Source organism: Kitasatospora sp. NPDC088264 (assembly GCF_040685715.1).
Classification (GTDB): domain Bacteria; phylum Actinomycetota; class Actinomycetes; order Streptomycetales; family Streptomycetaceae; genus Kitasatospora.
Genome location: NZ_JBFBIR010000011.1, coordinates 31,121 through 53,586, shown reverse-complemented (window position 1 = coordinate 53,586; position 22,466 = coordinate 31,121). Strand labels below are relative to the sequence as shown.

Annotated in this window: 21 protein-coding genes; 10 read left to right on the top strand and 11 right to left on the bottom strand. The window is 74.5% G+C overall.

All coding sequences use genetic code 11. From position 1 onward, the window contains the following. Positions 1 to 219: 219 nt before the first annotated feature. Positions 220 to 2,409: an MMPL family transporter gene (locus AB0O82_RS11630; RefSeq protein ID WP_363582577.1), complete on the bottom strand. Its 2,190-nt coding sequence runs from the start codon at positions 2,407 to 2,409 to the stop codon at positions 220 to 222. Between the two features lie 414 nt (positions 2,410 to 2,823). Between AB0O82_RS11630 and AB0O82_RS11625 the strand changes: the two genes are divergently transcribed. The 4 genes from AB0O82_RS11625 to AB0O82_RS11610 all read left to right on the top strand — a co-directional run bounded on the left by AB0O82_RS11625 (position 2,824) and on the right by AB0O82_RS11610 (position 7,288). Further along, positions 2,824 to 3,948: a DegT/DnrJ/EryC1/StrS family aminotransferase gene (locus tag AB0O82_RS11625; protein WP_363582575.1), complete on the top strand. Its 1,125-nt coding sequence runs from the start codon at positions 2,824 to 2,826 to the stop codon at positions 3,946 to 3,948. A 96-nt stretch (positions 3,949 to 4,044) separates the two neighbouring features. Continuing rightward, entirely contained in the window at positions 4,045 to 4,989 is a 945-nt protein-coding gene (locus AB0O82_RS11620) for an NAD-dependent epimerase/dehydratase family protein (protein ID WP_363582573.1), read from the top strand. Between the two features lie 12 nt (positions 4,990 to 5,001). Then, positions 5,002 to 6,081, top strand: a complete 1,080-nt coding sequence (locus AB0O82_RS11615) for a hypothetical protein (RefSeq protein WP_363582571.1) — start codon at positions 5,002 to 5,004, stop codon at positions 6,079 to 6,081. Positions 6,082 to 6,334: 253 nt separating this feature from the next. Next, complete coding sequence (locus tag AB0O82_RS11610) at positions 6,335 to 7,288, top strand: excalibur calcium-binding domain-containing protein (protein ID WP_363582569.1); 954 nt, start codon at positions 6,335 to 6,337, stop codon at positions 7,286 to 7,288. 92 nt (positions 7,289 to 7,380) lie between these two features. Here the strand turns inward: AB0O82_RS11610 and AB0O82_RS11605 are convergent, their stop codons facing one another. The 4 genes from AB0O82_RS11605 to AB0O82_RS11590 all read right to left on the bottom strand — a co-directional run bounded on the left by AB0O82_RS11605 (position 7,381) and on the right by AB0O82_RS11590 (position 10,851). Further along, positions 7,381 to 8,112 (bottom strand): polysaccharide deacetylase family protein, encoded by a 732-nt coding sequence (locus AB0O82_RS11605; protein ID WP_363582769.1) that lies wholly within the window; start codon positions 8,110 to 8,112, stop codon positions 7,381 to 7,383. Between the two features lie 23 nt (positions 8,113 to 8,135). Continuing rightward, positions 8,136 to 8,867, bottom strand: coding sequence for an SDR family NAD(P)-dependent oxidoreductase (locus AB0O82_RS11600; protein WP_244293554.1), 732 nt, complete (start codon positions 8,865 to 8,867; stop codon positions 8,136 to 8,138). Positions 8,868 to 9,002: 135 nt separating this feature from the next. Next, positions 9,003 to 9,929 carry a hypothetical protein gene (locus AB0O82_RS11595; RefSeq protein ID WP_363582567.1) on the bottom strand — a complete coding sequence of 309 codons (927 nt, stop codon included), beginning with the start codon at positions 9,927 to 9,929 and terminating at the stop codon, positions 9,003 to 9,005. Between the two features lie 118 nt (positions 9,930 to 10,047). Beyond that, positions 10,048 to 10,851 carry an SAM-dependent methyltransferase gene (locus tag AB0O82_RS11590; RefSeq protein WP_363582565.1) on the bottom strand — a complete coding sequence of 268 codons (804 nt, stop codon included), beginning with the start codon at positions 10,849 to 10,851 and terminating at the stop codon, positions 10,048 to 10,050. Positions 10,852 to 11,075: 224 nt separating this feature from the next. On the opposite strand from AB0O82_RS11590, the gene AB0O82_RS11585 reads away from it, so the two are divergent. After that, positions 11,076 to 11,771, top strand: a complete 696-nt coding sequence (locus AB0O82_RS11585) for a sigma-70 family RNA polymerase sigma factor (protein WP_363582563.1) — start codon at positions 11,076 to 11,078, stop codon at positions 11,769 to 11,771. A 95-nt stretch (positions 11,772 to 11,866) separates the two neighbouring features. Next, the gene (locus AB0O82_RS11580; protein WP_363582561.1) at positions 11,867 to 12,523 is read left to right on the top strand and encodes a hypothetical protein; all 657 of its coding nucleotides are present in this window, start codon (positions 11,867 to 11,869) and stop codon (positions 12,521 to 12,523) included. Between the two features lie 30 nt (positions 12,524 to 12,553). Here the strand turns inward: AB0O82_RS11580 and AB0O82_RS11575 are convergent, their stop codons facing one another. From AB0O82_RS11575 to AB0O82_RS11560, 4 genes are all read right to left on the bottom strand, one after another. Then, complete coding sequence (locus tag AB0O82_RS11575; RefSeq protein ID WP_363582559.1) at positions 12,554 to 14,296, bottom strand: condensation domain-containing protein; 1,743 nt, start codon at positions 14,294 to 14,296, stop codon at positions 12,554 to 12,556. 158 nt (positions 14,297 to 14,454) lie between these two features. Continuing rightward, complete coding sequence (locus tag AB0O82_RS11570; RefSeq protein WP_363582557.1) at positions 14,455 to 15,234, bottom strand: hypothetical protein; 780 nt, start codon at positions 15,232 to 15,234, stop codon at positions 14,455 to 14,457. Positions 15,235 to 15,238: 4 nt separating this feature from the next. After that, positions 15,239 to 15,529 (bottom strand): phosphopantetheine-binding protein, encoded by a 291-nt coding sequence (locus AB0O82_RS11565; protein WP_079136143.1) that lies wholly within the window; start codon positions 15,527 to 15,529, stop codon positions 15,239 to 15,241. 69 nt (positions 15,530 to 15,598) lie between these two features. Then, complete coding sequence (locus AB0O82_RS11560) at positions 15,599 to 16,531, bottom strand: 3-oxoacyl-[acyl-carrier-protein] synthase III C-terminal domain-containing protein (RefSeq protein ID WP_363582555.1); 933 nt, start codon at positions 16,529 to 16,531, stop codon at positions 15,599 to 15,601. Between the two features lie 145 nt (positions 16,532 to 16,676). On the opposite strand from AB0O82_RS11560, the gene AB0O82_RS11555 reads away from it, so the two are divergent. The 4 genes from AB0O82_RS11555 to AB0O82_RS11540 all read left to right on the top strand — a co-directional run bounded on the left by AB0O82_RS11555 (position 16,677) and on the right by AB0O82_RS11540 (position 20,098). Continuing rightward, complete coding sequence (locus AB0O82_RS11555) at positions 16,677 to 17,000, top strand: hypothetical protein (RefSeq protein WP_363582553.1); 324 nt, start codon at positions 16,677 to 16,679, stop codon at positions 16,998 to 17,000. Further along, entirely contained in the window at positions 16,997 to 18,190 is a 1,194-nt protein-coding gene (locus AB0O82_RS11550; protein WP_363582552.1) for a glycosyltransferase, read from the top strand. Before AB0O82_RS11555 ends, AB0O82_RS11550 begins: the two co-directional genes overlap by 4 nt. Before the next feature lie 146 nt (positions 18,191 to 18,336). Continuing rightward, on the top strand, positions 18,337 to 19,311 hold the full coding sequence (locus tag AB0O82_RS11545; RefSeq protein ID WP_363582550.1) for an ATP-binding cassette domain-containing protein: 975 nt from the start codon (positions 18,337 to 18,339) through the stop codon (positions 19,309 to 19,311). Positions 19,312 to 19,333: 22 nt separating this feature from the next. Next, positions 19,334 to 20,098: an ABC transporter permease gene (locus tag AB0O82_RS11540; RefSeq protein WP_363582548.1), complete on the top strand. Its 765-nt coding sequence runs from the start codon at positions 19,334 to 19,336 to the stop codon at positions 20,096 to 20,098. A gap of 84 nt (positions 20,099 to 20,182) precedes the next feature. Here AB0O82_RS11540 and AB0O82_RS11535 read toward each other — a convergent pair whose 3' ends face one another. Together AB0O82_RS11535 and AB0O82_RS11530 are read right to left on the bottom strand one after the other, a co-directional pair. After that, positions 20,183 to 21,496, bottom strand: a complete 1,314-nt coding sequence (locus AB0O82_RS11535) for a PLP-dependent aminotransferase family protein (protein WP_363582546.1) — start codon at positions 21,494 to 21,496, stop codon at positions 20,183 to 20,185. Further along, complete coding sequence (locus AB0O82_RS11530; RefSeq protein WP_363582544.1) at positions 21,493 to 22,428, bottom strand: alpha/beta hydrolase; 936 nt, start codon at positions 22,426 to 22,428, stop codon at positions 21,493 to 21,495. Before AB0O82_RS11530 ends, AB0O82_RS11535 begins: the two co-directional genes overlap by 4 nt. Between the last annotated feature and the right edge of the window lie 38 nt (positions 22,429 to 22,466).

Here is a 22,466-nt window from a genome sequence, read left to right as displayed (position 1 = left end):
GGTGCTCTCCGGGTCGGGGGTGCCCTGGCGGCACCCTCGCCGGGTTCTGCCAGTTCGTGCCGAACCGCGCCCTGCCGGGCGGGGTGGGCCGGGTCGGGGGCCGCCGTGTGCGTGGCGGACCCCGACAGCAACGGTAACGGTAGGGATCGAACCATTGTCCGGGCCGGGGCCCGCCCCGTGGATCGGGACGGGCCCCGGCTGGTCCGCGGGGGGTCGGCCCTAGACGCCGACGGACTCCCGGACCGGGGCCGGTTCGGGGGCGGCGGTCTGCAGCTTGCTGCCCTCGACGTCGATGTCCGGCATGAGCCGGTCCAGCCAGCGCGGCAGCCACCAGGCGTGGCGGCCGAGCAGGGCCAGGACGGCCGGGACGATGGTCATCCGGACCACGAAGGCGTCGAAGGCGACGGCCGCGGCGAGGCCCAGACCCATCATCTTGATCATCGGTTCGCCCATGCCGATGAAGCCCGCGAAGACGGCGATCATGATGAACGCGGCGGCGGTGACCACCCGGGCGTTGTGCCGGAAGCCGGTGACGATGGCCTCGTCGGGCTGCTCGCCGTGGACGAAGCCCTCGCGGATCCGGGTGACCAGGAACACCTCGTAGTCCATGGCGAGGCCGAAGACCACGCCGACCATGAAGATCGGCATCATGCTCATCACCGGGCCGGTCTGTTCGACGCCGATCAGGTTGGCCAGCCAGCCCCACTGGAAGACCGCGACGACCGCGCCGAGCGCGGCGGCCACCGAGAGCAGGAAGCCGAGCGCCGCCTTCAGCGGGACGAGCACCGAGCGGAACACCACCAGCAGCAGGACGACGGCGAGGCCGACGACCACCGCGAGGTAGGGCACCAGCGCGTCGGTGAGCTTCTGCGAGACGTCGATGTTCATCGCCGTCGTGCCGCTCACCAGGACCGTCGCCCCGGTGGCCGTCTTGAGGCCGGCGGCGTGGCCGCGGATGGCCTGGACCAGGTCCTTGGTCTCCGCGGCGCTCGGGCCGGTGGACGGGACGGCGTTCAGCAGGGCGGTGTCCCCCGCCTTGTTGAACATCGGCGGGGTGACGGAGACCACGCCGGGCAGCGCGGAGACCGTCTTGGCGACCTCGCTCGCGGCGGCCTTCGGGTCGGGCGTGCCCTTGACGTCGACCATGACGGTCAGCGGCCCGTTGAAGCCGGGGCCGAAGCCCTCGGACAGCAGGTCGTAGGCGCGGCGCTGGGTGGTGGAGGTCGGCTTCGACTCGTCCCCGGGCAGGCCGAGCCGCAGGTCGAGCGCGGGGGCGGCGAGCACCCCGAGGCCGATCACGCCGCCGAGCAGCACCGCGAGCGGGCGGCGCAGCACGAACTTGGCCCAGCGGGAGCCGCCGTTCTCCTTCTTCGGCTGGACGGCGCCCTTGCGGGCCTTGCGGGGCAGCACCCGGCGGCCGATGAAGCCGAGCAGCGCGGGGACCAGGGTGAGCGCGACCAGGACGGCGATGACCACCGTGCCGGCCGCGGCCATGCCCATCTTGGCGAGCATCGGGATGCCGACCACCGAGAGCCCGGCCAGGGCGATCACCACGGTAAGCCCGGCGAACACCACGGCGGAGCCTGCGGTGCCGACGGCCCGGCCGGCCGCCTCCTGCGGGGTGCGGCCCTCGGCGAGCTCGGCCCGGTAGCGGGAGACGATGAACACCGCGTAGTCGATGCCGACCGCGAGTCCCAGCATCATCGCCAGCGTGCTGGTGGTGGAGGACAGGCCGAGCGTGCTGCCGAGCCCGGTGATCAGGGCCATGCCGAGGCCGACCCCGATCACGGCGGTGAGCAGCGGCAGGCCCGCGGCCACGAGTGAGCCGAAGGTGATCACCAGGACGACCGCGGACAGCGCCATGCCGATCATCTCGCTGCTGCCGCCGGCCTCGGGCTTGGCCATCAGCGCGTTGCCGCCGACCTCGACCTTGAGCCCGGCGTCCCGCCCGTGCTGGGCGGCCTGTTCGAGGGCGTCGGTGGCGCCCTTGGACAGCTCGCCCGCCTTCACGGAGTAGCTGACGGTCGCGTACGCGGTGGTGCCGTCCTTGGAGACGGTGTTGGCCTTGAACGGGCTGACCGCGCCGGAGACCTCGTCGGCGTGGGCGAGCTCGGCGACCGTCCGCTCCACCGCCTGCTGGTTGGGCTCGGCGGTGATCTTCTGCCCGGACGGGGCGACGAACACCAGGCGGGCCGAGGCGCCGTCGGCGTGGCCGCCGGGGAAGCGCTCGTTCATCAGGTCGAAGGCCTTCTGCGCCTCCGTACCGGGCATCGCGAAGCCGTCGTCGGGTGCGGCGGGCGCCTTGGCCGCCAGGACTCCGCAGACCGCCAGCACGGCCACCCAGAGCAGGGTCACCAGCCGGCGTCGGACGAAGGCCCAGCGGCCCAGGCGGTACAGGAACGTGGCCACGGAAGAGTGGACTCCTTCGAATCTCGGTCAGAGTGCGCACCGCGGCCGCCCCGGCGCCTTTCGGCGCGGACCGCCCGCAGCATGACCCATCCTTGACGGCCGGCCCCTCCTCCGTCGTCGTCCCTGCGCAGGCCGTTTGCGTACTGCGGACGCAGTACGGCCCCTCCCCGGACGGCGGAAGCGCATCAGCTGTGGTGGGAGCGGTCGGGCGCACTCCCGGCGGTGGCGACGGGGCGGTGGCGGGGCAGCGGCAGGGCGGCGACGGGGCCGGGCATCGTCACCCGGGCGGGCGGCGACGACGGGCCGCGGCCCGGCGGGCGAAGTAGCGTGATGTGCCGGGACCGACACTTTTCGTACGGTTCGGACCCATCTGACCCGATCGGTGCTGACCCCAGCCCGCCGCCGGAGGTGCCCATGGGCGTTCCAGCCGCCCGCATCGTGTTCGACGAATCCGACCGCGCGGCCGTCGCCGAGGCGGTGATGGAGATGCTCACCACGGGCGCCCTCACCCTGGGCCCGTGGACCGAGCGCTTGGAGCAGGCCTTCGCCGCCGAGCACGGCGCCTCGCACGCCGTCGCGGTGAGCAGCGGCACCGCGGCGCTGGAGGTGATCCTGCGCACGGTCGACGTCCGGGGCCGCGACGTCGTCGTACCGGCCGTCACCTTCTACGCGACCGCCGGCGCCGTCCTGCACGCCGGCGGGCGCCCGGTGATCGCCGACGTCGACCCGGCCACCCTGGCGCTCTCCCCCGAGACGCTGGAGGCGGCCCTCACCCCGGATACCGCAGCCGTCGTACTCGTCCACATCGGCGGACTGATCACCCCGCGGGTCGAGGAGCTGCGCGCGCTCTGCGACCGGCACGGCGTCCCGCTGGTCGAGGACGCCGCACACGCCCACGGCAGCAGCCTCGACGGGCGCTGCGCCGGGACGTTCGGCCTGGCCGGGGCCTTCTCGTTCTACCCGACCAAGGTCACCACCAGCGGCGAGGGCGGCCTGATCCTCACCGAGTCGCCCGAGCTGCGCGACGAGGCCCGAACCTACCGCGACCAGGGCAAGGGCTCCTTCACCACCAACCACCACGTCCGGCTCGGCCACGCCTGGCGGATGAGCGAGCTCGGCGCGGCCGTCGGCGCCGTGCACCTGCGCCGGCTCAAGGAGTTCATCGAGACCCGCCGGGCCGTCGCCCGCCGCTACGACGAGGCGCTGGCCGGGCTCGACGGCCTGGAGCCGGTGCTCGAACCGTCCGGCTGCCGCGGCAACTACTACAAGTACGTGGCGCTGCTGCCGCCTGGGGTGGAGCGCGCCGCGTTCAAGCGGGCGGTCGCCGAGGAGTACGGCGTGCGGCTTTCCGGCGAGGTGTACGACCTGCCGCTGCACCTGCAGCCCGTCCTCGCCCCCTACCGGCGCGGGCCGCTGCCGGTCGCCGAGGACGTCTGCGCGCGGCAGGTGTGCCTGCCGGTGCACTCCGACATGACCGGGGACGAGACGGAGCAGGTCATCGAGGCCGTCTCGGCGGTGCACCGGAGACTCGCCGGATAGCCGGGGCGGGGTCGACCCGACCAGGCGGGCGCGCCGAGGCGCTCGACACGGAGTGCGAGAAGGCGCTCGACACGGAGCCCGACAAGGAGAGAGATCGTGCGGATAGCCGTCACCGGGGGATGCGGATTCATCGGGTCACACGTCGTGGACCACCTGATCGCGGCCGGCCACGACGTCCTCGCGGTGGACACGACCGACAAGTACCTCAACCCCGACGCCGAACACGCCCGGCTCGACATCCTCGACCTCGCGGCCCTCACCTCCGCGTTGGCCGGCAGTGAAGTGGTGTACCACCTCGCCGCGATGGCCGACGTCGAACAGGTCTCCGCCGACCCGGTGCGGGCCGTGCGGACCAACATCGACGGCACCGAGGCCGTCCTGGAGGCCGCCCGGCGCAGCGGACTGAGCCGCACCGTGCTGGCGAGCACCGTCTGGGTCTACGGCGCCGCTCTCACCGACGAGCAACTCGACGGCGGAGAGCAGGAGTTGGACGAGCACGTGCCGATCGAACTGGAACACAGCGGCCACCTCTACGTGGCCACCAAGCTCGCCGCCGAGATGCTGGTGCACAGCTACCGCGAGCTGTACGGGCAGCACTTCACCATCCTGCGCTACGGCATCCCGTACGGGCCCCGGATGCGCGACGAGCTGGTCGTCGCCCGGTTCGTCCAGGCCGCGCTCACCGGGCGGCCGATCACCATCGCCGGCGACGGGCGGCAGAGCCGCAACTTCGTCTACGTCGAGGACCTCGCCGACGCCCACGTCCGGGCCCTGTCCCCCGCCGCCGAGGACCGGACCTTCGCCCTGGAGGGCTCCACCGCCGTCTCGGTGCGCGACATCGCCGACACCGTCGACGACCTGCTGGGGCCGGTCTCGATCGAGCACATCGACGGCCGCAAGGCCGACTACACCGGGCGGCGGATCTCCTGCGCCCAGGCCAAGCGTCTGCTCGGCTGGTCTCCGCACACCAACTTCGCGGACGGCGTGCGGAGTTACGCCGACTGGTACCGGGCCGCCGCAGCCGCCTCCGCCGCCTCCTGAGCGGGCCGCCCGATGCCGCACGCCCTGCTCGTCTCCGGCTCCCTAGGCCAGGGCCACGACGTGATGGCCCAGGCCTGCTCCGACACCCTGCGGGCCCGCGGCTGGACCACCCACACGGTCGACGCGATGGCCCTGCTCGGGCAGCGCTCCGGCGCCGCCGGGGAGGCCGTGTTCCGGCGGCTGCTCGACCTGCCCGGCGTGTACGACGCCTTCCACTTCTCGGCGTTGCGGCCCGGCGCCCGGCTCGCGCTGCTCGCCGACGCGGCCGCCCGCAGCCGGCTCGTCCCGGCGCTGCGCCAACTGGTCGCGGCGCAGCGGCCGCAGCTGGTGGTCTCCGTGTTCGCCACCGCCACCTCGGCCGTCAACCGGCTGCCGCGACGGGACTTCCGGCACTTCGTGTTCTGCACCGATGTGACGCCGCACCGGCTCTGGGTGCAGGAGGGCACCGACCTCTTCCTGGTCACCTCCGAGGTCGCCGCCTGCGCCGTGCGCCGCTACCGGCCGGACGCCGCCGTCACCGTCCTGCCGGCTCCGCTGCGGGAACCGTTCTACCGGCCGCCCGGCCGGGCCGAGGCGCGTGCCGAACTGGGCGTCCCGGCGGGCGGGCGGTGCGTGCTGCTGATGTCCGGCGCCTGGGGGCTCGGGCCGCTCGCCCGCACCGCCGCCTCGCTCGCCGCCGCCGGTCCGCACGTGCTCGCCGTCGCCGGGCGCAACCGGGAACTGGAACGGCGGCTGCGGGCCGCCGCCCGCCGGGAGCCGCGCCTGCACCCCTTCGGCTACACCGACCGGGTCCCCGCCCTGATGGCCGCCGCCGACCTCGTCGTCACCAGCTCCGGCGACACCTGTAGCGAGGCCCGCGCCCTCGGACGGCGGCTGCTGCTGCTCGACGTCGTCCAGGGCCACGGCCGCGACAACCTCCAACACGAGCTGGAACTCGGCCACGCCGACGTCGCCTCCGCGCACCCCGCCGAGGTGGTCCGCAACGCCCTCGCCGCCCTCGCCCGCCCCGCGCCCACCCCCTCCCCCGGCGCCACCCCGGAGCGCTGGCGCACCGGGTTCACCGCGGCCCTGGCACAGGTGGGGCTGGCGTAGCCGAGCGCCGGGGCGAGCCATACGGGAGTCCCGGCCGGGGTGGAGCCGTGCACCCGGGCGGGGGCCGGGGCCGGAGTTCGCTACCTGGCGCATACCTGTTCCATACGAGTCCTTTACACTCTCCGAAGCCTCCGGACGGCCCCGGACAGCGGCCTCGCCCGCCGGCAGCGGCGGCCGTCCAGCCCAGGCCGGAGCACCCACCCCGGGGTGCCGCTCTCCCCGGGGACACACTCCTGCTCGAAGGAACCCCCTCGTGACCCCCGACCCGCACCGGCCGCCCGGGCCCCAGGCCGTACCGCCCCGCACCACGGCCAACCGGCTCGTCCGAGCCGCCACCCTGCTGTTCGTACCGCCGCTCGCCGCGATCTGGCTGTGGCGCTCCCGCCGCCTGCACGTCGCCGCCAAGGTGGCGCTGACCTTCTGCTGCCTGATCGGCTCGCTCTTCTGGTTGGGCGTCATCACGGGGCCGAAGCCGGAGAAGGCGCAGCCGGTCGCGGCCCCGGCGACGACCGCCGCTCCGGCTCCGACCGCTACGGCTACGGCTACGGCTACGGCCACGACGGCGGCCACCCCGGCCGACGCCGGGTCCCCGACGCCGGCCCTGAGCGCGACTCCGACTCCGAGCGCGACTCCCACTCCCACTCCGACTCCGAGCGCCGTGTCGGGTGTCATGCCCGACGTCGCCCAGCACACCGCCGGGGAGGCGCGTGCCCTACTGGTGGCGGCCGGTGTCGCAGCCGACCGGATCCAGGAGCACAGCCGCTACCTGGACCTAGCGCTGCCCGCCGACCACGACGCCTGGGTGGTGTGCGCGAACGTGCTCCAGCCCGGGAGCAAGCTGTACCCGGCGGCCTCTCCCGCGCTCCAGCTGGTGAAGCCGGGGGCTTCGTGCCCGGCGGACCGGTACGCGGCGCTCTACGCGGACGAACGCAACGACCCGTCCAGCCCGAACCACCAGGGCAACGCCGGCGGCAGTTCCACTGGCGGGTCGTCGGGCGGAACGTCGGGCGGAACGTCAGGCGGGGGCTCGGACGCGAACTCGGACGGGGCGTCGGGTGGCGGTTCCCAGGGCGGTGCCGGCGGCAGCGCCTACTACAAGAACTGCGACGCGGTGAAGGCCGCCGGCAAGGCCCCCCTGCACCGGGGCGACCCCGGGTACCGATCCGGCCTGGACCGCGACAACGACGGCGTCGCCTGCGAACGCTAGAAGACGCCGAGCAACGCCACACGGCGAAGCCCCGCCTCGGTCGAGGCGGGGCTTCGCCGTCCGCCCGGCGCTCGGCGGCGGGCGCGATGCCGTCAGCCGCGGGCGGGCGCCGGGACGGCATGGTCGCGGAGCGGGCCGAGGGTGAGGGAGTGGGCGCGGCAGTGGGCGGCGATCAGCGGAAGGGCGGCGAGGGTGGCCCGCCAGGAGTCGGGGGCGGAGGTGCAGTCGGAGTCGTGCAGGAGGAGGGTCGCGCCGCCGGTGAGGCCGGGGCGGGCGGTCGCGTAGACGGAGGCCCCGGTCGCCTCCGCCGTCCAGTCCCGGCCCCAGGCCGTCCACAGCACCGGGCGCAGGCCCAGCCGCCGGGCGGCCAGGGCCGGGCCCGCCGTCAGCACCCCGTACGGCGGGCGGTACCAGTGCGGGCGCACCCCGCACAGCGCGGTCACCGCCTCGGTCGCGTGGCGCAGTTCGCGCAGGTCACGGGCCGGGGCCGGGTACCACTGCGGCCGGTGGTGCCAGCCGTGGACGGCCACCTCGTGGCCGCGCAGCACCAGCTCCCGGCCGAGGGCGGGGGCGCGCTCCAGCATCGAGCCCAGCAGGAAGAAGGTGGCCCGGACACCGCCCAGCGCGTCCAGCGCGTCCAGGATCTCCGGGGTGCTGCGCGGGTCGGGGCCGTCGTCGAAGGTCAGGGCGACGTGGTGCGGGTCGGCGCCGTGGCCGGCGGTTCGGCGGGCCAGCGTGCGGCGCAGCGCCGGGAGGCGCACCGCCGCCGGAACCAGGTGCCCGAACTCCGCCGCAGCCGCCGTCACGGTCGCCGTCGCGAGCACCCGGGTGGCCGTGTTCACCGGGCTCACCCGAAGCGGGAGGCCATGCGCCGGAACACGCCCGGCGCCACGCCGTGGATCCGGGCCGGGAAGCCGAGCCAGTGCGGCACGAAGAGCCGGTCACGCCCGGTGGTGATGGTCGCGACCACGGTGTCGGCGACCCGCTCCGCCGGCACGGGCCGTGGCCGCTCCCGCTGGTAGGGGGTGCCGCGCCGGTCGAAGAACGGGGTGTCCACCGGGCCCGGCAGCACCAGGCGCACCCCCACCCCGGTGCCGCGCAGCTCGTACCAGAGGCTCTCCGCGAACATCGCCAGCCCGCCCTTGGTCGCCGCGTACCCCGACTCGTCGCGCACGCCAACCTGGCCGGCCATCGAGCCGAGCAGCACGATCCGGCCCCGGCGGCGCTCCAGCATGCCCGGCAGGAGCAGGCGGACCAGCCGCAGCGGGGCGGCGAAGTTGACCTCGATCATCCGGTCCAGGACGTCCGAGGGGGTGTCCGCGAACGGTCCGCGCCACCCCAGGCCCGCACTGGCGACCAGCGCGTCCACCCGGCCGGCCTCCGCGAGGGCCGCCTCCGCGAGCCGGCTCGGGCCGTCCGGCTTGCTCAGGTCCTCGGGCAGGACGCGGCCGCCGGTCCGGGCGGCGACCTCGTCCAGGCGGGCGCCGTCCGTACCGGACAGCAGGGTCCGCCAGCCGGCGTCGGCCAGGCGGACGGCCGTGGCCAGGCCGATGCCGGAGGACGCGCCGGTGACGAGCACGACCGGAGGGTCGGCGGGCCCCGGCCGTCGGGGGCCCGGCTGGGCTTCGTCCGCCATCGCGCACCTGCCGCTCCGTGGGCGTGTCACCGTCCGATTTGTCCGGCAAGTCATCTTCGCACGGCGGCGCCACCCGGGCTACCGGGGCGGGACGGCCGGCTCCGCGTCCGCCTCCGGGTCCGGGCCCGGTTCAGGGTCCCGGTCCGCCGAGCCCGGCCGCGCGGCGGCCACCTCCGCGGACTGCCCCTCCAACTCCCCGAACCTGGACAGCAGGAAGGTGCCGCCCACCGCCACCGCGAAGCCCGCCAGCGCGCACCACTCGAACCCCGGACGCGCCGCGTCGCCCAGCGCCGCCACGCCCACCAGCGCCGGGCCGAAGGTCTCGGCGACCGTCCCGGCGGCGGTCGCGGCCGTGACCGTGCCGCGCTGAAGCGCCAGCGCGTACGCCAGGTAGCCGCCGAGGCCGCCCACCGCGAGCGCGTACGCCGCCGGGTCGGTGAGGACGGTGACCAGGCTCGACGCGTCCATCACCCGCACCGCCAGGCTCGTCACCCCGAACCCCACCCCCGCCAGCAGCCCCAGCCCGGCCGCCGCCACGGTACCGGCCCGGCGCACCAGGACGAGGGTCAGCAGCAGCATCACGGCGGTCGTCGCGAGCAGCGCCCAGTGGAACAGCGGCGGGGCGTGCTCCCGGCCCTCCCGGCCCGACCCCGACGCCAGCAGCGTCAGGCCGACCACCACGGCGACGATTCCCGTCACGTCCCCCCGGCGCAGCCGCGCCCCGAGCAGCCGGACGGCGGCGAGCGCCGTCACGGCCAGGCTCGCGTTGGTGACGGCCTGCACGAGGAACAGGGGCAGGCTACGCAGCGCCACGATGCTCAGCGCGAAACCGACGATGTCCAGCACCGTGCCGAGCAGGAACTCCCACGACCGCGCCAGCGCGGCCAGCAGCCCCGCCCGCACCCGGTCCGCCTGCGGCGCCGACCGCGCCCCGCGCGCCTGGAACACCGCCCCGAACCCGAAGCAGACGGTCGCGACCAAGGCGGTGGTGAGTCCCAGCAGCATGCCTCTCCCAGCCTCACGGGCAGCATCGATCCACCACCAGTCTGTCCCCGGGACGGCGGGGCCGCACGGGTGGAGGGGGTTGGGTGGCGACCGGGCAGGGGCGACCGGGCGGGCGGGGTCAGGGCTTGAGCGCCACGGCCGCGTAGGCGGCGGCCTCGGGGGCGGTGGCCGGCGGGTCGGCGGGGGTGGGCCGCCAGTGGGGGGTGGGGACGGTACCGGGGGCGATGAGGCTCCAGCCGTCGAAGAAGCGGGTGAACTCGGGGAGCGTGCGGGCCTGGGCGGCGGTGCCGGCGGATTCGTAGATCCGGACCAGGCCGGCGATCTCGGTCGGGGCGAAGTCGGGGGTGACATGGGTCATCACCAGGGCGCTGCCGGGGGCGAGGGCCGCTTTGAGGTGCTCGACGAGCTCGTGGGCGCCACGGGTGTCGGGGACGAAGTGCAGGAGGGCGTTGAGGGAGAGCGCGACGGGCCGGGTGAGGTCGATGGTGTCGCGCAGGCCGGGCGAGGCGAGGAGGCGGGCGGGGTCGGTGACGTCGGCCTCGACGTAGGCGGTGCGGCCTTCGGGGGTGCCGGTGAGCAGCGCCTGGGCGTGTGAGAGCACGATCGGGTCGTTGTCGGCGTAGACGACGCGGGCGCACGGTTCGACGCTCTGGGCGACCTCGTGGAGGTTGGGCGGGGTGGGGATGCCGGTGCCGATGTCGAGGAACTGGTCGATGCCGGCCCGGGCGAGGGCGCGGGTAGAACGGTGGACGAAGGACCGGTTGGCGCGGGCGGCGACGCGCAGCCAGGGTGCGACCGCGAGGGCGTGCCCGGCGGCCTCGCGGTCGGCGGCGAAGTTGGTGAAGCCGCCGAGGTAGTAGTCGTACATCCGGGCCGAGTGCGGCATGTTGAGCCGCAGGTCGACTCCGTCGTAGAGGCTCATCGCGTTCCCCCTCGGCGTCGCGGACACCTGTCGATTGGTGCCCACCGTATCCGGAGGTCGAGCGCGGACCGCCGCGCTCCAACCAGTCGGGCGATCCCATGGGATGACGATCTGTATTCGGGATGCGGCCTGGAGTGACGAGCCGGATGGACTGAGGATGGGCGCAGACAGCCCGAACCTCGAGTGGCCCGCCGAGCTGCCGGCGGCCACGGAAAGCAGGCTCGATGACGATCGACAGGGACGCCCCCGTGCGCGGGTACCGGGGAGGGCCGACGCTGGAGCGCGCCGACGGCGCGGAGTCGGACCGGGAGGCCGGTGGCGACCTCGGCCTGCGGCTGGACCTCACCTACGCGTCGTTCTGCGAGACCCATGAACCCGCTTGGCACGCTCTCGCGTTGACCAGGATAGGCGGCCAGGCGGACGCCGCACTGGTGGTCGAGGCCGTGAAGGCGGACCTGGCCCGCTGCTGGCCTCAGGTGCTGCGGTTCGAGGAGCCGGCCGCGTACGCCTGGCGGTTGGCGAACCGGCACGTCTCGGACTGGATGTCCGCCGAGGAACCGGTGGCGGTGGAGGCCGTCACCTTCGCCGCGGTGATCGGCGCGTTCAAGCAGGTCGCGAACGGGCTGCTGCACAGCGAGGCGGACGAGGTGCGGCTGTACGCGGCGATCCTCGAACTCCCGGACCGACAACGGGATGTGATCATCCTGCGGTACCTGCTGGGCCTGCACGTCAAGGTGATCGCGGCCTACCTGGGGCGGCCGGTGGCGACGGTGCACTCCAACCTGCGGCACGCGCGGGAGCGACTGGCGCGCCGGCTCGGCGTGGGCGAACTGCCCGACCGCTCGGGCGAACCGGCCGACCGAGCGGGTGAACCGGCCGACCGAGCGGGTGAACTGCCGGACCACGCGGGTCAGCTGTGACGCCCGGGCAGGAAGCGGACCCGCCCGACGGGGCGGGCACGAGCGACAGGACGGGTACGAGCGGCGAGGCGGGTACGAGCGGCGGGGGGCGTGCGGTGGTCCACGTGCCCCGGCCGGAGCGCGCGCACGCCGAGCGCATCGCAGCACTGCGCCAGGCCCGGCTCACGGCCGCGCCGACACACCTGCCGTCGGAGTTCGAGCAGGCCGCCTTCGAACTGGGCCTGGTGGTGGCCCTGGTACTGGGCGCACCGGACGCCTCCCGGGGGCTCGACCTCCTGGTGAACGCCCGCCGGATCCAGCCCGAGGGCGCGGAGGTGTTCGCCGCGCTGCTCTACGCGACCGGGCGGGAGGAGGGCGCCGAGTTCTGGTGGCGCTTCGCCGCCGGATCGGGCTGCGGCACGGCGGCGTACTGCCTGCACCTGCACCATCTGAAGCTCGGCGAGAACGACGACGCCGACTACTGGCGGGCCTGGTCGGACCAGCTGGTTGCGGCCGGACGCCCCTCCGGGCCGATGCCGTTGCGGATGACCAGGCCGCTACTGCCGGACGACGTGCGGCGCGACATCCTGTCCCGGGTCCACCACGGGCTGGCGCCGCAACTGCCGCCGCGGCTGGTCGCGGTGATCGACCGGCTGCCGTTGCAGGGCGACGAGGACGAGGAGGAGGTGCCGAGCCCGTGGGGGCTCACCTCGGGGGCGACCTCGGAGTGTTCGTGGGATGTCCGGTGGGACGGCGAGGACCCGTTGGAGTGAGCCCGCCCGCGCCTGCCCGTGCTCCCCCGTTCAGGTGAGCACCGCCTGCCGGGCGGCGATGTCCGGGTCGCGGCCGCCGCCGGAGGTGACGGCCTCCGCCCCGGAGCCGGTGTGCCGGACGACGTAGTGGTGCGGCGCCATCGCCGTGTCGCGGCCGGGCAGAGCGGCGACCACCGCGTGGTGGGCGACGGCCGGGGTGAGTTCGCGGTCCGCGCTGGTCAGCCTGGCGGTCAGCCTTCCCTCGTCCAGCGCCAGCTCGATCTCCGCCCGCGCGCCGAGGGCGGCCTCCAGCAGGTCGCGAACGGCGGCCAGGTCGATCCAGGAGCCGTCGACCAGGTGCCACTCCCCGCTCCGGTCGGGGGTCGGCACGCCGCCGACGCCGGGCAGGGCGTCGAGCGGCACGGGCCCGCGGGCGGCGGCGGCCAGGACGGCGAGCAGCGCCCGCGCGAACCGGTCGGTCTCGTCCGGGTCCAGCACCTGCGGGCAGCTGATCAGGGCGAAGTCGAGGCTGCCGCTGATCCGCAGGATGGTGAACATCAGCCGGATCGGCAGCTGTGGGGCGGGCAGCCGGGTCAGTTCGGGGTCGGCGGTCGCGGCGGGTTGGGCGTCGGCGACGGCGGCGGGGATGGTCAGGCTCAGGTCGTTGACCACGACGTGGCGGGGGAACCGGCTGCCGCGCAGGTGGGCGCAGTCCTCGATGAGCCGCCAGACCTGTTCGGCGTCCAGGGTGCTGTGCCAGTAGGCGCTCAGCGAGGCCGCCTTGGCCCGGCCGATCAGCTGGTCGAGGTCGGCAGTCCCGGTGTCGAGCAGGATCAGGGCGTCCTGCGCCAGGGTGCCGACGTGGTCGACCAGGGCGGCGCGCTGACGGTTCGCGGAGAGCGCCGAGAGCGCCAGCCCGGTGCGGCCCGACCGGTGCGCGACGAGCGCGGCGAAGGCGGCGAGCAGGACGACGGACGGGCTCGCGCCGGTGCGGCGGCAGACGGCGGCGAGGTCCTCGGCGGCGGTGCGGGAGCGGACCAGGACGGCGGAGAGGTCGTGCGGGGGGCCGGTGATCCGCGCGTCGGCGAACACCACCTGCGGGCCCGCGGCGAGGCTGCGGGCCCAGTACCGCAGGGCGGCGGCCGACCTGCGGCGGCCCTGCGCGCTCCGTTCCGCGTCCGCGATCCGCAGCGGGGTCGGGGCGGTGACCGGCGGGAGGTCCTTGCCGGCGGCGAGGTCCAGCCAGTCCTGGATCAGCAGCACGGTGGCGGCGCCGTCGGCCCCCGCGTGGCAGACCACCGCGACCAGCCGCAGCAGTCGCTCCCCGTCCGCGACGAGGGTGAAGCGCAGCCGCGGGGCGGCCGCCAGGTCGAACGGAACGGCGACGTCGGCCCGACCCAACTCAGCTGCGAGCGCGTCCAGTTGGGGGTCGCTGCGGTCGCCCGCCTCGATCACGGTGACGGTGAACCGGCCTTCCGGGTGCACCACCTGGCGCTCCGGGAAGCCGTCCGCGCCGGGGCCGGCGGGGAAGGAGGTGCGCAGCGACTCGTGCCGTTCGACGAGTCGGCGCAGGGCGGCCAGCCCGGCCGACACCGAGGTGCCGTCCGGGACGGGCCAGAGCGAATCCTTGTTGATCTGCTCGGGGGCATCGCGCCCGATGCACCGGATCATGTTGTCCTGGCCGAGCGTGAGCGGCCCCGAATCGACAGCCGCACCACCGGCCGAGCCGTCGGCCGAGGCCGCGTACCGGACCTCGATCCGTCTACTGGTCTGTGTCTCGCCGTACGGGGTCACGTCGTACGCGCCTTTCGGCTCGCCGGGGAAGGGTTCAGCGGGGTGCGATCGGGACGCTACCAGCGACCTCGCACGCTGGTCCAGACCAATCGTTCACCTAACCGATGATTCGCCAATTCCTGTGTGAGACAAGAGAGTTGGCATGAACCGAACCATGACTACGGAAGGGTCAACGCGCTCAGCACGCCGAGCCTGCGGTCCAGGTCGGCGACCAGGACGGGGCGCCCCTGCGCCCGCCAGGCGGGCAGCTGCTCGGCGAGCTCCGCCCAGGCCCCGGTGAACGGCTGGGCCGCCGAGTCCTCGGCACCGGCCAGCCCGGGGCCGAGCACGAGCGCCGGGTCGGGCCCCAGCTCGGCGGCCCGGGCCCGCACCGCCGCATCCGACAGCTCGGCACCGGGCATCTGGTGGACGGTCATGTCAGGCCCGGGGGCCTCCTCGCAGACCAGCACCACCACACCGTGCCGCTCCGGCAGCGCCACCGGCGCGGCCGGCTCGTGGTGCAGCGCGGTCTGCTCGGCGAGCACCACGACCGCCCGGCGGCAGGATCCGGTGCGGTGGTAGTCGACCGCGAGGCGCAGCGCGGTGAAGGCCGCTGCGACGCCCTGGTCGCAGACCGCGAAGGCGAGCGGCGTGCCCGGACAGGATCGGCTGAGCGCCAGCGAGGACGGCGCACCCGGTCGGACGTCCGGGGTGTCGAAGGCCAGGATCAGCAGGTCGACGGGCTCGTCCTCGGCGAGCGCCTCGCGCACCAGGCCGGCGGCCAGCTCCTCGTAGGAGTGGCCGACGCCCTCGCTCAGCAGGTCCTCGCGCAGCGGCAGGCCGTAGGGGCGGACGAGGTCGGAGACGAACACCCGCAGGTCCGGGTGGAGCGAGGCCTCCGAGCGGCCGTCGAAGCGCCGCGCGAGCGCCCGGGTGATCCGCAGGCCGTGGTCGGCCACCCGGTCAGTCCTCGGGGATGACGTGTCCGGCGACGTAGTCGGCCAGCTTGGTGACCGAGCGCAGGTCGTCCTCGGTGATCTGCTCGACGTCCACCTGGATGTCGAGCGACTCCTCCAGCTCCAGGATGAGCTCGATGGTGCCGGCGGAGGTGAGGCCGAGGTCGTCGAAGAGGCAGGCGTTCTCGGGGATCTCGGGCAGTTCGCGCTTGAGGACTCGGGGCAGCAGCTCGCCGATGCCGGTGCGGATCCGCTCGCGCAGCTCGGGGTCAGTGGTCTGGACCACAGGTTCTGACATGGGTGTCCCGTCCCGTCGTACGTGGGAGAGTGGTCTGGCGTGGGAAAGATGGACGAAGTAGACGCTTCGTCAGCAGCGGACCGCCATCGCGGAGAAGGTGGCTCCGACACCGGCGGCGGCGATCAGGTAGTGGTCGCCGCGGCGCAGCAGCCCCCGCGTGGTGGCGGTGTGAAGATTGATGAGGCTGTCCGCAGCGAAACTGTGCCCCACCGACAGCACGTTGTCCAGCACCACCTTGTCGAGCGGATAGCCGATCCGGCGCGCTATCATCCGCCACGACGCCTGGTTGACGTTGTGCGGAAGCACCGCGGCCAGGTCGGAGAGGTCCAGACCGGCCTCGTCCAGGGCGGCCTCGATCGCCTCCACCATCACGTTCGGGTACTCGCGCTGGTAGCGGGCCAGGAGGTCCGCGTCCTCGGCCAGCCGGCCGTCGAACTCCGGGCGCTGGCGCACCGCGAAGGAGAGCACCCGGTGGCGCTCGCCGTCGGCACTCACCAGACAGGCGGCCGCGCCCTCGGCGAAGATACCGGTCTCGGGCACCACCTGGGCGTCCTTGGTGAAGGTCTTCTCGCCCGCCAGGATGAGCGCCAGTGCCCGCGGGTCGGGCTCGGCGGCGAGCAGCCGGCCGGCCAGGTCGATGGCCAGCAGGCCCACCGCGCACGCGTGGTGGGTCACCGTGAAGGCGTTGGCGTGCGCGAGGCCGCGCGGGGCGAGCAGGTCGTGCAGTGGGTTGAGCGGGTAGGGCACCGCCACCGGCATGCTGCGCGCGTGGATCACGAAGCGGACGTCCCGTTCGCGTCCGCGCAGCTCAGGCAGGTTGTCGAGGGCGGAGTCAAGCAGGTCGGGCAGCGTCCCGGACGGGTCCAGGCGGAGCTGGTCCAGTCCGTGGAAGCGGCGGAAGAGTCGAAGTTGACGTGGGGTCAGGCCGATCCGCTCACCAACCGCCTCGATGGGCACGGCGTGCGGGGGGAGGTGAACGGCCACTGCCTCCAGTGCTGTCACGCGGGCTAGTATTCCGACGCCCGCCGGGTCGCACAAGTGATCTCGGGCCCCTTCAGCATCGCGTTCGTCTCCGAGGCCGCCGAATCCGCCTCCTGGGCGGGCGCGTTCACCCCCGTGCCGTCGAGCAGGTGGGAGACCCCCTTCGATGTCCGATGCCATTTCTCACACGTCGTCCGACCGTGAACCGCACCGCCCCGCCGCGCCGTTGCACCCGGAGCTGGTCGCACTGCTGGTCGAGGCCGCCGGAGCGCCGCCCGGCTGGGCCGACCGGCTGACCCCGGACGCCCGGCTGGACGGCGACCTGCTGCTCGACGAGGGCGAACTGGCCGCGCTCGCCGGGCGCCTGCGCGAACGCTTCGGCCCGGCGGCCGACCTGGCCCGGCTGCGCGCCGGGCTGGACCTGGCCGCCCTGGAAGCGCTGACCGTCGCCGACCTGCAGAAACTGATCCCCGAGGAGGGTGCGCGATGACCCGGTTCCTGCTGGTGATGCCCCCGTTGACCGGCCACGTCAATCCCGCGGCGGGCATCGCCGCCGAGTTGACCGCGCGCGGACACGACGTCGCCTGGACCGGCACCGAGTCGGTGCTGCGCCCGCTGCTCGGTCCCGGGGCCCAGGTGCTCGGCACCGGCACCCGGGCGTTCCGGGCGCAGGGCGGGCACGGGCTCGCCGCGCTGCGTTCGCTCTGGGAGGGCTTCATCGTCCCGTACGCGCGGTTCACCGCGAAGCCGCTGGACGCGATCGTGCGGGAGTTCCGGCCGGACGTCCTGCTCGTCGACCAGCACACCCCGGCGGGCGCGCTGGCCGCCCACCGGCACGGCCTGCCGTGGGCGAGCTTCGCGCCCGGGGCGATGGAACTGGGCCGCCCGTACCGGGCGCTGCCGCAGGTGGAGGCCTGGATGACCGGCCTGCTGCGCGGGTTGTGGGAGCGCGCCCGGCTGCCCGTGCAGGAGTACGTGGACCCGCGTTTCTCCCCCGCCCTGGTGCTGGCGACCACCGGTCCCGCGCTGACCGGTGACGACGCGCCGCCCCCGCACCACGCGCTGGTCGGGCCGGTCCACTCCGTTCGGCCGGCCGATCCGGACTTCCCGTGGGAGCGGCTGCTGCCCGGGCGCCGGCGGGTGCTGGTCACCATGGGCACACTGGCCGGCGAGCTGGGCGCGGACTTCCACGCGCGGGCCGCCCGGGCGCTGGAGCTGTGCGGCGACGACGTGCAGCCGGTGTTCGCCGCCCCGCGCGAGCTGCTGCCCGAACTGCCGCCGCAGGCCGTCGCGGTGGACCGGGCGCCGGTTCTGGAGCTGATGGCGCGCGGCGCGCTGGACGCGGTGCTGTGCCACGGCGGGATGAACACCGTCGGCGAGGCCCTGACGCACGGCCTGCCGCTGGTCACCGCACCGATCCGGCACGACCAGCCGTTCGTCGCGGCGCAGGTGGCGGCGGCCGGGGCGGGGCTGCGGGTGCCGTTCGCCCGGGTGACGCCGGAGCGGCTGGCGCGGGCCCTGCGGGCCGTGCTGGACACGGCCGACTACCGGCGCAACGCGGTTCGGGTCGGCGAGGCGCTGCGCGCGGGCGGCGGGGCGGCCACTGCCGCGGACCGGCTGGAGGCCCTGGCGGCCCGAGCCGGGCAGGACTTGCGACAGCCGCGGCTGGGGACCCTGTAGCAGACCGGAAGATCAACGTCCATTGGTCTAGGCCATTGTCTCCGGGCCGGAGTTCGGCCTAGGGTGGCGCCCAGCACCGCCTTCGCAGGTGCCGAGCACCGCCTTCCCAGGTGCCGTGGCAGCCCATCCCCGCACGGGAGTTCCGGTTGATCGAGACCACGGGACTGCGCAAGTCCTATCGCAAGAAGACCTCCCGCAAGAGCGGCGAGAACCCCACCGTCGACGCTGTGCGCGGCATCGACCTGTCCGTCGACGCGGGCGAGATCTACGGTTTCCTCGGGCCCAACGGCGCCGGGAAGACCACCACCCTGCGCATGCTGGCCACCCTGATCCGCCCGGACGGCGGTCAGGCCAGCATCGCCGGGGCCGACCTCTTCACCGACCCGGCCGGTGTACGCCGCCGGATCGGCTACGTCGCCCAGGGCGGCGGCACCACCGACACCGTCAGCGCCCGCGAGGAGCTGGTGCTCCAGGCCCGGATGTACGGCGTCGCCAAGGCGCAGGCCGTCCAGGCCGCCGAGGGCGCGCTCAAGGCCTTCGACCTGGCCGAATTCGGCGACCGCCCGTGCGCCACCTACTCCGGCGGCCAGCGCCGCCGGGTGGACATCGCGCTCGGCGTCATCCACGAGCCCCGGGTGCTGTTCCTGGACGAGCCCACGGTCGGGCTGGACCCGGCCAGCCGGGCGTACGTGTGGGAGGAGATCCGCCGGCTGCGCACCGAGGGCATGACCGTCGTCGTCACCACGCACTACCTCGACGAGGCCGACGCCCTGTGCGACCGGGTCGCGATCGTCGACCACGGCCAGGTGGTGGCCGAGGGCACGCCCGAGGTGCTCAAGCGCGAGATCTCCGGCGACGTCGTGCTGCTCGGGCTGGAGCCCGGAGAGGGCGTCGCCGAGCGGGCCGCCGAGGTGCTGCGCCCGCAGCCGTACCTGCACCGGCTGGAGTTCAGCGGGGAGGACGGACTGCGGCTCTACCTGGAGGACGGCGCGGCGGCCATCCCGCAGCTGCTGCGCGCACTGGACGGGGCGGGCGTGACGCCCGGCACCGTCCAGCTCCAACGCCCCAGCCTGGACGACGTGTTCCTGGCCCGCACCGGCCGTTCGCTCCAGCAGTCCTGATCCGCCCATTCCTGGGGAGACCATGAAGCTCGCCCGCGACACCTGGCTGGTCTTCCAGCGCCAGGTGCTGCTGATGATCCGCACCCCGATCTGGATCGCCGTCGGGATCATCCAGCCCGTGTTCTACCTGCTGCTGTTCGCCCCGCTGTTGAAGAAGGTGCTCGCCCCCGACGGTGCCAGCAGCTACGCCGACGCCTACCAGGTGTACGTGCCGGGCCTGCTGGCGGTGCTGTGCATCTTCGGCGGGCTGTTCACCGGCTTCAGCCTGCTCGGCGAGCTGAGGGCCGGCATCATCGAGCGCTCCCGGGTGACGCCGGTGAGCCGGCTGGCGCTGCTGCTCGGGCGGGCGCTGCGGGAGATGGTGGCGCTGCTGGTGCAGGCCGTCCTGATCACCCTGATCGCGCTGCCGTTCGGGCTGCGGGTGAGCCCGCTGAACCTGCTGCTCGCCTACCTGCTGCTCGGGCTGCTGGCGCTGATGACCTCGGCGATCTCCTACGGCATCGCGCTGATGGTGCCGACGGACGCGGCGATGGCACCGGTGGTGAACACCATCGCGCAGCCGATCGCGCTGCTCTCGGGGGTGCTGCTGCCGCTCACCCTGGCGCCGCACTGGCTGCAGCAGACCGCCAAGTGGAACCCCTTCTACTGGGCGGTGGAGGGCATGCGCGCGCTGTTCTCCGGCCACCTCGGGGACAGTGCGGTGTGGCAGGGCCTGCTGGTCGTCGTGGTGATGACCGTGCTGTCGGTGTACTGGTCGGCCCGGTTGTTCTCCACCCGGGTGCGCTGAGACACGACGCACGAGGACGGGGACACGTGCACGAGGAGGGGCCCGGCTCACGAGCCGGGCCCCTCCTGCTGTTGCGAGCGTCGTTCAGGAAGCGATCGCCCGGGAGGCGATGAACGCTGCCAACTTTGCCACACCGTCGATAATCTGAGTCTGTGTCAGCGAGCTGATCGAGAGCCGCAGCCGGTGCTCCCCGCCGCCCGCCGGGTAGAACGGCGCCATCGGCGTCCACAGCACCCCGTACCCGCGGGCGCAGCGCTCCATCGCCGCGTCGTCGGCGGCGAACGGGACGGTCAGCACGGCGAAGAAGCCGCCCTCGGGCCGGTTCCAGGACACGCCCGAACGGCGCCGCTCGGAGGCCGGGAAGTGCCGGTCCAGCTCCCGCAGCAGGGTGTCCATGCCCGCCGCGTAGTGGGCCGTGGCGGCGGCGTTGGCGGCGCGCAGCCGGCAGTCGTGGCGCAGCAGCATGCCGCCGATGACGGCCTGGCTGAGCGCGGGCGTGTTGACCGTCGTCATGCTCTTCAGCTTGGCCAGTTCGTCCGCCAGCAGGGTGCGCCGCCCGCCGGGGCCGACCACCTCCTGGTCGGCCACGACGTAGCCGAGGCGGGCGCCGGGGAAGCAGGTCTTGGCGAAGGAGCCCAGGTAGACCACCTGGCGGCGGCGGTCGAGCGCCTTGAGCGTCGGCCGCTCCCCCGGGTCGCGGGCGAAGAAGCCGTACGGGTTGTCCTCGATGACGAGCAGGCCCTCCTCGGCGGCCGTCTCCAGCAGCCGGGTGCGGGCCGCGACGGGCATGCTGGTGCCCGAGGGGTTGGCGAAGTCCGGGACGACGTAGAGGGCGCGCGGGCGGCGGCCCTCGGCCCGCACCGCCCGGGCGGCGGCGCGCACGGCCTCCGGGTCGGGGCCGCCGGCCGGGCCCTCGGGGACGGGGAGGGTGGTCAGGTCGAGCAGCCGGGCGGCGCCGGTGACCCCGACGTAGCAGGGCGAGCTGACCAGCAGGACGTCGTCCGGGCCGGCGCACAGCGCGCGCAGGGTGAGCAGCATGCCCTCCTGGGCGCCGACCGTCAGCACCAGGGCCTCGGGGGCCACCGCCAGGCCCTCGTCGTTGGCGAGGGTGCGGGCGACCAGGTCGGCGATGATCCCCTTGGTGGGGCCGTACTGGAACAGCGCGGTGCGCACGGCGTCCCGGTCGAGGCCGCGGGCCGCCAGGTGGGCGAGGTAGGTGTCCAGGTAGGCGGGGACGTCCTCGGGTTCGAAGAAGCCCTCGTAGGGGCGGCCGGGGGCGAAGGAGACGGCGTCGGGGTAACGGGTGGTGACCTCGTTGAGGAAGGTCATCGCGTCCAGCAGCGGGTCGGCCAGGCTGGCGTGCAGGTCGGCCAGGGGCAGGGGCTCGGGCGCGCTCACCGCAGGGCCTCGCGCAGCCGCTCGGCGGCGTAGCGCTGGGCGTCGGCGGCCGCGTCCAGGGTGCCGGTCATGGCGAAGAAGCCGTGCGGCATGCCGGCGTAGCGGCGGCTCTCCACCGGGACGCCGGCCGCGCGCAGCGCCTCGGCGTACTGCTCGCCCTCGTCGCGCAGCGGGTCGTACTCGGCGGTGATGACGGTCGCGGGCGGCAGTCCGGCCAGGCCGGGGGCGCGCAGCGGGGAGGCGTGCGGGTGGGCGCCGTCGGCGGGGTCGGCCAGGTAGTGGCCCCAGTACCAGGCCACCGAGCGGCGGTTGAAGAGCATCGGGTCGTCGTGCTCGCGCAGCGAGGGGGTGTCGGCGGCGTGGTCGGTGTTCGGGTAGACGAGCAGTTGGTGGCGCAGGGCCGGGCCGTTCTCGTCGCGGGCGATCAGGGTGAGGGCGGCGGTGAGGTTGCCGCCGGCGCTGTCGCCGCCGACGGCGAGCCGACCCGGGTCGACGCCGAGCTCGCCGGCGTGTGCGGCGAGCCAGTACAGCGCGGCGCGGCAGTCGTGGACGGCCGCGGGGAAGGGGTGTTCGGGGGCGAGCCGGTAGCCGACGGAGGCGGTGACGCAGCCGGCCGCGTTGGTCAGCCGGCGGCAGATCGCGTCGCTGGTGTCCGGCGAGCCGAGGGCCCACCCGCCACCGAACAGGTAAAGCAGGGCCGGTAGTTGACGGCCGGGCGGCTCGGGGCGGTAGAGCCGCAGGGCGAGTTCGCCGCCCGGGCCGGGGATACGGTGCTCCTCGACGGCGGCGACCGGCTCGGGGCTCCCGGCCGCGGCGCGGATGTCGGCGAGGTCGGCGGCGCGGGCCTCGGCCAGGGTGAGGGTGTAGAGCGGCGGCGCACCGCCGCTCGCGCGCCGGGCGCGCAGCGCCTCGGCCTGGGGGTGCAGGGGCATGGGTGGTCCCGTTCGGTACAGATCCGGTGCGGAGGCGT